This is a genomic window from Streptomyces sp. NPDC054841 (assembly GCF_053611045.1).
Window position 1 is genome coordinate 1 of the sequence record NZ_JBSGZO010000302.1, and the last position, 10,759, is coordinate 10,759.

Consider the following 10,759-nt stretch of genomic DNA (forward strand, 5'->3'; position numbering starts at 1 on the left):
GTCCAGCTCCTGGTACGTCACCGTCCGGTCGCCGTCGACGACGGCGACCGCGTCCGGGGTACGGAACGCCTGCTCGGCGAAGCGTTCCGGCAGCAGTTCGGCGTTCACGTGTGCTCCTGTCGAAGACCTGGGCGTGGGTGGTGGGGAGGGGCGGTTCAGGCCGCGGCGTTCTCGTCCATGCGCCGGCGCAGGCTCAGCGGGCGCATGTCGGTCCACACCTCGGCGATCCGGCTGAGGCACTGCTCACGCGTGCCCTCGGTGCCCTCCGCGCGCCAGCCGGCGGGGAGGTCGCGCCCGGCGGCCCAGATCGAGTACTGCTCCTCGTCGTTGAGCACCACGCGGTAGATGCGGTCGTCGTTCTGTTCGGCGGTCATGCCGGCTCCTCGGTCGGTAGGGCTGTGCGGAAGGGGTGTGCGGAAGGGGTTCAGACGGGGGAAGGGGTTCAGGCGGGGGAAGGGGTTCAGGCGGGGGAAGGGGTTCAGGCGGGGGAAGGGGTTCAGGCGGGGGAAGGGGTTCAGGCGGGGGAAGGGGTTCAGGCGGGCAGGAAGTCGTCGACGCGGATCCCGAGGCCCTGTCGCCCCGCCTCCTCGCGGACGTACTCGGCGAGCGCCATGTCGAGCACGCCGAGGCCGAACGGGGAGTAGACGACGGGCCGTCCGGAGGCGCGGTCGAGGGTCGCGGTGCCGCGCAGCAGGGCGCCGATGGACGCGGCCACGAAGTCCCGGTTGCCGGTGCGCTGCTGGGCCAGGTCCAGTGAGGTCCGCTCGCGGCACACGTGATCGGCGTCGTCGACGACGTTGACCGCGCCGAGGACGGCTTCGGGGGTCAGATCCCGCAGGGAGATGTGGAGCACGGTGGTGTCGGGCCCGCAGTCGGTGAGGTCCATGTGCGGGGTGGCCGCGGTGGTGGCCAGCGAGACCAGCCGGTGCGCGCCGAGCGCGGCGGCGGGGCTGTCGACCGGGTAGGCCTTCACCCCGGGTGCCGCCTGTGCGCACTGCCCGGCGAAGGCCTCGGCCCGGGCCGGGTCGGTGTCGTACAGCGCGGCCTCGCGCAGTCCGGGCAGGGCCACGGCGAGGAAGCGCAGGATCTCCAGGTTGATCACGCCGCAGCCGATCAGCAGGACGGAGTGCGGCGGGTTGCCGCGGGTGAGCTCGCGGGCGGCGAGCGCCGCGCTCGCGGCGGTCCGCTTCGCGGAGATCACCGCACCTTCGACGAACGCCACCGGGCGCCCGTTGTCGAGCGAGTTGAGGACGATCGCCGCGCTCGCGCGCTCGGTGCCGGCCGCGACGTTGCCGGGGAAGGAGGCGATCCACTTCATCCCCGCGACCGGCCGCTCCCCGCCGCGGTAGGCCGGCAGCCCGATGATCCGGTCCCGGCTGTGCCGCTCCTCGGGGAAGCGGAGGAAGGTCGAGTGCGGAAGGGACGTCCGCCCTTCGTCGTGCAGGCGGTACGCGTCGGCGACGAGGTCGATGATCTCCGTCTCCCGGCCGGACAGCACGTCCGTCACATCGGCGCGCCGGAGAATCAGCATTTCAGGGCCTCTCTGTGGTCTTCTCTGGTCTTCTGACGACGGCTCCGATGCTGGGCGTGGCCGCTATAGCCGCCCTATACGGCGCGATGGGCCTCGATGTCGTACAGGCCGGTGCCGGTGAGCAGGGGATCCTGGTGCACGGACACCTCGAAGCCCTGGGCGCGCAGCAGCTGCGTCACCGCGTCCAGCCGGCCGTCCTCGTCGTGGGCCTCGGCGACGACCGAGCGGACCATCGGCCAGTGGCCGGCGTCGATGCCGCGCAGCACGTCGAGTTCGGCACGCTCGACGTCGACCTTGAGCAGGTCGATGCGGGACACGCCGTGGCGGCGCACCAGATCGGAGACGGTGACGGCGGGCACGGTGAGCTCCACGCCGTCGTGGAGCCCCTCGAGGAGCTCCTCGGCGTCCTCGGGCTCGACCCCCGAGTTGCGCAGGAAGACCCGGGTGATCTCGTCGTCGGCCTCCCGGTCCGCATGGATTCCGGAGTTGCCGGGGGCGTCGGGGTAGTAGGTGAAACGCAGTTCCCCGGGGCGGTCGGCGACGGCTGTGCACTCGGCGCGGGCGGCCGTCGCGTGCCGGGCGAGATTGCGTTCCAGACAGGCGTGGAGTTCGGGAGCCGGCTCCGCGGCGATGATTCTGACGCCGGGACACAGCCGGGCGCAGTAGACCGACATCAGACCGATGTTGGCGCCGATGTCGAAGACGGTGTCGCCGTCGCGCAGTCGCTCGGCGGCGCGGTGGTAGGCCCCGGGGGGCAGCATCTCCCGCCACATGACGACGGCGGCGGGCACATGGGTACACCACACCTCGGGGCCGTCGGGCAGTGTGACGCACTGGCTCTGACCGGTCATGGGGCATCGCTCCCGAGTGCCAGCAACTGCGCGAGTTGGTCCTCGTCCACCAGGGGGACCTGGGTGACGGCGGTGCAGGGGTCGTCGAGGGCCGCCTCGATCATCCGGAGGTGGATGTCCGCGAGGCGTTCGATCGTCGCTCGGTCGTACAGGTCCGTGTTGAAGCGCATGACGGACCGGAATCCGGCGGCGCCCTGGAGCACCTCCACGGTGAGGTCCTGCTGGCCCTCCTGCTGCGGTACGTCGCACAGCTCGATGCGCAGTCCGCCGGCCGTGGTGGGCCCGTCGAAGAGGCCCTCGACGGGCAGCCGGTCGGCGGCGACCAGGGTCATCGAGATCTGGAAGAGCTGTTTGCGCTCCAGCAGTTCCGTCGGGTAGCCGGCGTGCGCCATGCCGTGGCGCAGCTGCCGCTGCGCCGACTCGGTGAGGTCCCGCAGGGTCGTGCCGGTGGTGAAGGAGGCGGCGATGGGCAGGGCGTTGACGTAGTAGCCGACGGCCTCCCGGGTGCCGGGCGACAGCCGGGTGGTGACGGGGCAGCCGATGACGAACCGCGGTCCGCAGCCCGACCGGTGCAGGGCCGCCTGGAACGTGCCCAGCAGCCAGGCGAACGGGGTGGAGGCGGCAGCCGCCGCCGCGGCGGCGAGTGCCTCCCCGGTCCGCCGCGGCAGGACGAGTTCGTACGTGGCGCCGTTGAGCGTGCGGGTGTCCGGCCGCGGCCGGTCCGGGGGCAGGTCGGCGGCCGGAACGCCGTCGATGACCGACTCCCAGTGGGCGCGGGCGCGTTCGCCGCGCGGCGAGGCCAGCAGGCGCTGCTCGGCGGCCACGTACGCGTCCCAGCCGGGCAGTGCGGGACCGGTGCCGGGGCGCTGTCCCGAGGCCAGTCGCCCGTACGCGTCGAGGAGGTCGCGGACGAGCAGCCACTGCGAGGTGGCGTCGCTGACGATGTGGTGGGTGGCGGTGACGAGTACCGCGTCGTCGGGCGCTCGGCGCAGCAGCACGGCCCGGAAGGCCCCTTGGGCGGCGAGGCGGAAGGGCTCCTCGCCGGCCTGCTGGGCGAGCCGGAACAGGGTCTCGTCGTCGGCTTCCGGCACGTCGCGTACGTCGAGCCGCGCGGCCTTCGGCGGATCGGTCACCCGCTCCGGACCGCCGGTTCCGGCGACGAAGCGGGAGCGCAGCAGTTCATGGCGGGCGACGAGGGCGGTCAGCGCCTCCTGGAGGAGCTCTTCGCGGATCCGGTCGCGGATCCGTACGGCGAGCACCACGTTGTACGCGGAGCTCTCCGGGTCCAGTTGGTGTGCCAGCCACAGCCCTTCCTGGCTGATGGACAGGGACATCGGCGGTTTCAGTCCTTCCACAGATGCGTGACTTCGCCGAAATGCCGGCTCACCCAGGCGTCGGAATAGATGGTGTCGAGATAGCGGTCGCCGCCGTCGGGGAAGATCAGAACGCAGTTCGACCCTTCCGGAATCCGGTCCCGGTATTTCCACAGGGCGGCGACGGTGGCGCCGGAGGAGCCGCCCGCGAGCACGGCCTCGCGGCCGATGAGCCGGCGGCAGGCGACGACGCACTCCAGGTCGGAGATGTGCACGACGTCGTCGGCCGCGGCGGGGTCCATCAGCGGGGGGACGACGGAGGCGCCGTGCCCCGGGATGAGGCGCTGGGTGGGTTCCAGGCCGAAGATCGCGCTGCCCCGTGCGTCCACCGCGACGACGGTGGTGTCCAGGCCGCGGGCCCTGATGTGGTCGGCGCAGCCGCGCAGGGTGCCGAAGGTGCTGACCGAGCAGAAGAGGTAGTCGACCTTGCCGTCGAGTGCCTCCTCGATCTCCCGCATGGTGGTCTCGTGCGCCTTGGGGTTGAGGAGGCTGGCGTACTGGTTGGGCCAGTAGGCGTGCGGGGTCGCCGCGACCAGCTCGCGCACCCGGCGCAACCGGACGGGCAGGAACTCGCCGGTGAGCCGGTCGCGTTCGGTGACGACTTCCACCTCGGCGCGGAAGGCGCGCAGGATGGCGAGGTTCTGCTCGGTGGTCTTGCCGTCGACCACGCAGATGAAGCGGAGTCCGAAGTAGCGGCAGATCTGGGCGAGTCCGACGGCGAGATTGCCGGAGCTGGACTCGACGATGACCGAACGACCGGGCTCCACCTCGCCGCTGCGGATGGCGTGGAGCAGCATGCCGAGCGCGGACCGGTCCTTGATGCTGCCGCCGGGATTGAATCTCTCGATTTTCCCGAAGACTCTGGATCCGAATTCCGGCAGCAGCCTCTCGAATTCCACCAGTGGCGTATTCCCTACGGTCGCCAGAATGCCTGGGAACGGTTGCTCGGGCACGGCTGCCCCTTCCCGACGTGTCACTGCGCCGGATTGACGGCTTGACGCAGAGAATTCTGTGCGGGTCCGCTATAGCCCACCTATACGGAAAAGAGCCGGAGAAACGGGCGGGCCGGGGAAACGGACGGGCCGGGGGTGCCCGGACAGCTCCGGGACACCCCCGGCCGGCCGGGAGGAGCGGGGGGTCAGCGGCGGGCCAGCTCCTCGGCGAGGTGTGCGGTGATCGCGTCGACGGTGGGATGGTCCCAGGCCATGGTCGGCTCGACCGCCAGGCCGAAGCGGTCCTCGACGTCTCCGCACAGGGTCAGGGCGTACACCGAGTCGAGACCCAGCTCGGCGAGGTCGGCGCCCTCGTCTATCTCGGCCGCGGGGCGCTCCAGGTAGTAGGCGACACGTTCCAGCAGCCAGGTGCGGATCTCGTGCGCCTCGGCGGTGGGGGCGGTGCGGGTCGTCTCGGTGCTCATGATGCGGCTCCCTGGGCTGGGACGGGCCGCCGGGCGAGCCGTCCACGGAACAGATCGAAGGTGTGGGCACTGTCGTGCCTGCCGGTCAGCTCCTCGTCGAGCCGCCGGATGTGGTGTTCGGACAGCGGGGCGGGCCGCAGACCGAGGCGTTCGGCGAGGCGCCGCAGAGCGCCGGTGGCCCACAGCGGGTCGGCGAGGAACGGGTCGCCGCCGGGGTCCGCGTCGGCCGCCCGCCAGATGCCGAGGCAGGACGCCGCGGCGAGCAGATGGGCGTAGCGGTCGGCCAGCAGGAAGCCGCGGCGGCCCGCGACCGGAGTGCGGTCGCGCGGCGGCAGAGCGGCCGACCGGCGGGCCAGGTCGGCGAGCTGCTCGGTGAGCAGCCGGGCCAGCTCGGCGAGTTCGGCGAGCCGGTGTTCGCCGCCCGTCGCGCGGGCGGCGAGGTCCCGGGCGATCGCCGGAAGGGTGCCGGCGAGTGCGTCGGTGCCGCGGGCGGTGAGTTCGAGGCGGCCGAAGTCCAGGGGGGGCAGCGGGTCGTCGAGCCGGAAGAGCGTGCCGGGCGCGGCGCGGTACGCGGGCGCGTCCTCGTCGAGTGCGGGCAGCCAGGCCCGCTCGGCCAGCCGGGGCAGCTGCGGCACGATGTTCGCCCGGCAGACCGCTCCGCTCGCGTGCGCCAGGGCGACGACCGGCAGATCGCGGGCCGCCTTCTGGAAGACGGCGTAGGGCCCTTCGCGTACGTAGCTGCGCGCCCCGAGCAGGACGGCGAGGCGGTAGGAGCTGTCCTGGAGCAGCTTCGGCACCAGGTACTTCACGGCCGCCGACCGTACGCTCGCCTCCTCGGGCAGCAGATGCAGCGACCGCGCGCCGGTCGTCGACAGTGCGTCGCAGATCAGCAGGTCGAGGAAGGCGCCGGTCAGGACTTCCCGTGCGTGCGGGAGCGCGGCGACCGGCCGCCCGTACAGCATGCGCTCGCGGGCGAACGCGAGCACCGTGCGCAACTGGGTGTCGCCGACCCCGACGACCATGCCGGGGAGCACGCTCCTGGTGACCTGGAAGACCTTGAGGACGGTCTCCATGGCCCCGCCCTCGGCGCCGAGCAGGCTGTCGGCCGGGACGGGGCAGGCGTCGAGCTCGATGCCGCCGAGGAGGCAGCCGCGCACGCCGGAGGTCGCGTGGCGGAAGGACCGGTCGGCCCGGTCCGGCGGCAGGGCTTCGAGGTCCACCAGCAGATGCGAGTGGCCACGGCTGCCGGGACGGTCGTCGGTGCGGGCGAAGAAGACGGCGGCCTCGGCCCGCGAGATGTTGTTGACGAGCTGCTTGCCTCCGTCGAGGACGTAGCCGCCGGTCCCGTCCGGGGACGGCCGGGCGGCGAGCGAGATGCGGGAGAAGTCGCTGCCGTGGGCGAGTTCGGTGTACGCGGCGGCGATCCGGCCGCCGCCGAGCAGCAGCTCAGCGGCCCGGCCGCGCTGTTCGGCGCTGCCGTCGGCCCAGACGGGCAGGGCCGCGATGAAGCTGGTGATGCCGTGTCCGACGCCGAGGGCGCAGTCACGCCGGAAGACGGTCCGCATCAGCCGCGCCAGGTGGTCGGCGCGGTCGAATCTGCCGCCGAGCGCGGTGGGTACGAACTCGGCGCCGAGACCGTACGCGCGCAGCGCCCGTTCCCCTTCGGGCAGCAGCTCGCCGCGTTCGTCGGCGGCCAGCACGGCGGCGTTGCCCAGCGGATTGGCCGGGTCCAGGGGGTCGCCGAGCAGTTCCTCCAGCCGCTCGGTCCGCGCGGCCGCGGACTCGGGCGCGGCTGTCGTCAGGGGGTGTGTCATGCCACGTCCTCCGTCGCGAGGTCATCGGCGCCCTCGGCCTCGGCCAGCGGGCAGTGCAGCAGCGAGAAGAGCAGTCCGCCGCGGTGCTGCGTGTGCAGTGCGGGCAACAGCGCGTCGAGCGCCGGTCCTTCGGTGTCGTCCAGGTCCGGTTCGCCGGTCAGCCGGCCCAGGAGGCGGGCCAGTACGGCGTCCAGCCAGCCGGTCCCCTGCCACGGCGGTCCTGCCGCCGCTCGCGTGCCGGTGTTCTCCAGCCAGAGGTGGATGCTCGCGGCGCCCGCGTACACCAGCGCGTAGCGGCGGGCGAGCGCGAAGGCGGATTCCGGAACCTCGCGTGCGGTGTGCCGATGGGTGGCGAGCTCCTCGTGGAGCGCGTCGGCGAGGGCGAGGAGCCGGCCGGCCCGGGCGGCGGTGGCGGGCGGCACCTGGGTGCGCAGCCGGTCCACCGCGGCGGGCAGCGACTGGACGACGCTGGAGCCGGTCCGCGCGTAGAGCGTGAGCCGGTCGTGGTCCAGCTCGGGCGGCGGGGCGTCGAGCCGGGCCGCGCCGGCCACACCGTCCTGGTCGGCGAGGTGCTTGCGGTAGCCGCGGGCGAGCACCGGGAACTGGTTGATCAGCGTGTTCAGATTGACCGCGGTGCTGCCGTCGAAGATGCCGACGATGCGGTGGTCCCGTTCGATCTTCTGGAAGGTGCCTTCGGCGTGGTCGGTGACCAGCATCGCCCGGGCGCCGAGCAGTCCCCGCAGGGCGCCGATGACCTCGTCGCCGAGGGTGGGCACCAGATACTTCACGACGGCGGAGACCGCGCTCTGCTCCTCGGTCAGGGTGTGGACGGATCGCGTGGCGACCAGACTGACCGCCTCCATGGCGAGCAGATCCGCGTAGGACTCGGCCAGGGTCCGTGCGGCTTCCGGCAGTTCGGCGAGGGTCCGGTTGTAGAGCCGGTGCGTACGGGCGAAGTCCAGGGCGATCCGCAGGGCCTGGTCGGTCATCCCGAGGGACATCGCCGAGCAGAGGGTCCGGGTGATCTGGAATCCCTTGAGGATGATCTCGAGACCGCCGCCCTCGGTGCCGATGAGCGCGTCCGCGGGCAGCTCGGCGCCGTCGAACGCGATGCCGCTGATGTCCGCGCCGCGCACGCCGTGGGTGGGCACCCCGTCGAGCGGGCGCCAACTGCCGGGCTCGAGCGCATCCTTGTCGACGAGGAAGAGACTGAACCCGCGGGCTCCCCCGACGGGCCTGGTACGGGCGAGGACACAGACGTGTCCGGCCCTGGTGGCGTTGTTGATCAGCCATTTCTCGCCGTCGAGACGCCAGCCCCGCTCGGTCCGTACGGCGCTGAGGTCGCCGGCCAGCAGATCGCTGCCGTGCGCCTGCTCGGTCAGTGCGAGCGATACGACGGCCCCGTCCGCGACCCGGGCGCCGAGCGCCGCCGCCTGCCCGGGTGTGCCCGCCACCCAGACGGACACGGCGCCGAGGTAGGTCTTGATGTGTCCGAGCGCGACGGTGAAGTCCCGCCGTCCGAGGGTGCGGATGATCTCCAGGAGGTCCTCGCTGCTGCGGAGTTCACCGCCGTGCCGGGCGGGCGCGAACCAGCGCGGCACTCCGAGCCCGTCGAGTTCCCGGCAGATGTCCGCGGGGAACTCCTCGGCCCGGTCGAGCGCCGCGGAGTGCGCGAAGGAGAACGTCCGCCGGGGATCGCGCGGGTCGCCGAGGCGCTCCTCCAGCGCCGCGCTGAGGGCGTACGGGCGGTGGGGCCCCGGCTCCCTGGCGGGCACGGGGAGCCGTCCCGCCGGACGGAATGCCGTCCGTACCTCCGGCGACAGCTCCTCGTGCAGCGGCTCCAACTGGTCCTGTTCGAAAAGCGAACGCATCAGTGAGCGCTGGATCTTTCCGCTGGTCGTGCGGCGGATACGACCCACCCGGACGAGGACGAGAGCGCCGACGCGCACGCCGAGCCGCTGTGCCAGCTTCGTCCTCGCCGTGCGGGCCAGGGCGGTGAGTTCCCCTTCGCTCAGTCCGCGGGCGCGCAGCTCCTGAACCGCGACGATCTCCTCATGGGCCGGTCCGCCCGCCGGGCGGACCGGGAAGACGGCGGCGGGGAGGCCGGCGAAGGACGGGGACAGGTCCCCCAGGGTCCGCTCGATGTCGTGCGGGTAGAGGTTCCGTCCGTGCACGATGATCATTTCCTTGATGCGGCCGGTGACGTACAGTTCGCCGTCGCGCAGCGCACCCAGGTCGCCGGTGCGCAGGAAACCCTCGTCGCCGCCCGCGGTCACGGCACGGAAGGTGCGGTCGGTCTCCTCGGGCCGGTTCCAGTAGCCGAGGGCGACGCTGCCTCCGCGGATCCAGATCTCGCCCACCGTTCCCTCGCGGCACTCGGCCGACGTCCGCGGATCGACGATCCGTACGTCCAGGCCGCGTACGATTCCGCTGCTCGCCAACTCCTGCACCAGACCTGCCTGTTCCGCCTCGGCGACCTTGCCGCGGGCCAGCGCCGCGGGGTCGGCGCGCAGCACGGTGGGCGGCTGGTCGGCGCGGGTACCGGAGACGAAGAGGGTGGCTTCGGCGAGGCCGTAGCCGGGAAGCAGCGCCTTCGGTTCGAAGCCGCAGCCGGCGAACCGCTCCGCGAACCGGGCCAGGGTGGCGGGGTCCACGGGTTCCGCGCCGTTGCAGGCGTAGCGCCAGCGCGAGAGATCCAGCCCTGCGGTCTGCTCCTCGCCGAGGCGGCGCGCGCAGAGGTCGTAGGCGAAGTTCGGTGCGCAACTGATCTCGGCGCCGTGCCGTTCGATCAGCCGCAGCCAGGACACGGGCCGCTTCAGGAAGTCGGTGGACGACATCAGCACCGCCGTCCCGCCCAGGTGGAGCGGTGCGAGCATCATCGCGATGAGGCCCATGTCGTGGTAGGCGGGCAGCCAGCTGCACCAGGTCATGCCCTCGTGCCAGCCATGGCAGTCGCGCATCAGGCGCAGGTTGTGGACGAGTGCGCCGTGCGGGACCATCACGCCCTTCGGGTCGCTGGTCGACCCGGAGGTGTACTGGAGGAAGCAGAGCGTCCCGGGGTCCGCGGCGGGTTCGGTCCAGGCGTCCGGGTCGCCGTCACGCTCGGCGGACTCGACGGTCACCGCGGCCAGTCCGGGCAGCGCGTCGCCCTCCTGCTCCAGCCAGCCGGTGACGACGGCGTACGTCGCCTCGTCGGTGAGGACCAGCCGGGCGCCGGTGTCACGGGCGATCGCGGTGGTCCTGGACTCCTGCCGGCCGAAGCCGCCGGGCGCCGGCACCGGAACCGGTACCGCACCCGCGTACAGACAGGCCAGAAAGGCGCGGAGGAAGCCTGTTCCGGGTCCGCAGGACAGCAGTACCCGGTCGCCGGGCGCGGTGAGGGCGGCGAGCCGGTGTGCGGCGGCACGCGCCGCACGGTCCAGCTCGGCGTACGACATCTCCTCCTCTGCCCGGTCGGTGCAGAAGCGGACGGCGCAGCGCGCGGGCGACCGTGCGGCCCGCTGGCGCAGCGTGCTGACGAAGCTCTCGAAGCCGGAGGCCCGACTACTCACGTTCACCTCATAGTGTCCTCGCCGGTCACCGTGGCTGACCTGCTTGTCCGGCTGGGGCGGCGGTACGGGAACTCATCCAAGCCAGGGCCGCTATGGCGCTCCTATACGCGGGGCGCGCCGGCCGGACAGGGCCTGTCGTTCGGATCAGGCCGGCAGCGACATCTGCGGCTACCGCCGCGGGGCGAGCGGGGTCTGGCGCGTGCAGATGCAAGGCGGAGGAGG

General features: G+C 72.5%; 8 protein-coding genes. All 8 read right to left on the reverse strand.

Annotated elements, in window-relative coordinates; genetic code table 11:
* Positions 1–155: 155 nt before the first annotated feature.
* The 8 genes from ACWGI8_RS30385 to ACWGI8_RS30420 all read right to left on the reverse strand — a co-directional run bounded on the left by ACWGI8_RS30385 (position 156) and on the right by ACWGI8_RS30420 (position 10,543).
* Positions 156–374 (reverse strand): MbtH family protein, encoded by a 219-nt coding sequence (locus ACWGI8_RS30385; protein WP_453665743.1) that lies wholly within the window; start codon positions 372–374, stop codon positions 156–158.
* Positions 375–532: 158 nt separating this feature from the next.
* Positions 533–1,531: a 2,3-diaminopropionate biosynthesis protein SbnB gene (gene sbnB, locus ACWGI8_RS30390; RefSeq protein WP_453665744.1), complete on the reverse strand. Its 999-nt coding sequence runs from the start codon at positions 1,529–1,531 to the stop codon at positions 533–535.
* Positions 1,532–1,605: 74 nt separating this feature from the next.
* Positions 1,606–2,382 carry an FkbM family methyltransferase gene (locus ACWGI8_RS30395; RefSeq protein ID WP_453665746.1) on the reverse strand — a complete coding sequence of 259 codons (777 nt, stop codon included), beginning with the start codon at positions 2,380–2,382 and terminating at the stop codon, positions 1,606–1,608.
* A complete protein-coding gene (locus ACWGI8_RS30400) occupies positions 2,379–3,716 on the reverse strand; it encodes a condensation domain-containing protein (protein WP_453665748.1) in 1,338 nt (445 codons plus the stop codon). The genes ACWGI8_RS30395 and ACWGI8_RS30400 overlap by 4 nt, the downstream gene beginning before the upstream one ends.
* Before the next feature lie 8 nt (positions 3,717–3,724).
* Entirely contained in the window at positions 3,725–4,708 is a 984-nt protein-coding gene (sbnA, locus tag ACWGI8_RS30405; protein WP_453665749.1) for a 2,3-diaminopropionate biosynthesis protein SbnA, read from the reverse strand.
* Positions 4,709–4,893: 185 nt separating this feature from the next.
* Complete coding sequence (locus ACWGI8_RS30410) at positions 4,894–5,172, reverse strand: acyl carrier protein (protein WP_453665751.1); 279 nt, start codon at positions 5,170–5,172, stop codon at positions 4,894–4,896.
* Positions 5,169–6,986, reverse strand: a complete 1,818-nt coding sequence (locus tag ACWGI8_RS30415) for an acyl-CoA dehydrogenase family protein (RefSeq protein ID WP_453665753.1) — start codon at positions 6,984–6,986, stop codon at positions 5,169–5,171. The genes ACWGI8_RS30410 and ACWGI8_RS30415 overlap by 4 nt, the downstream gene beginning before the upstream one ends.
* Positions 6,983–10,543: an AMP-binding protein gene (locus ACWGI8_RS30420; RefSeq protein ID WP_453665755.1), complete on the reverse strand. Its 3,561-nt coding sequence runs from the start codon at positions 10,541–10,543 to the stop codon at positions 6,983–6,985. The genes ACWGI8_RS30415 and ACWGI8_RS30420 overlap by 4 nt, the downstream gene beginning before the upstream one ends.
* Positions 10,544–10,759 lie beyond the last annotated feature (216 nt).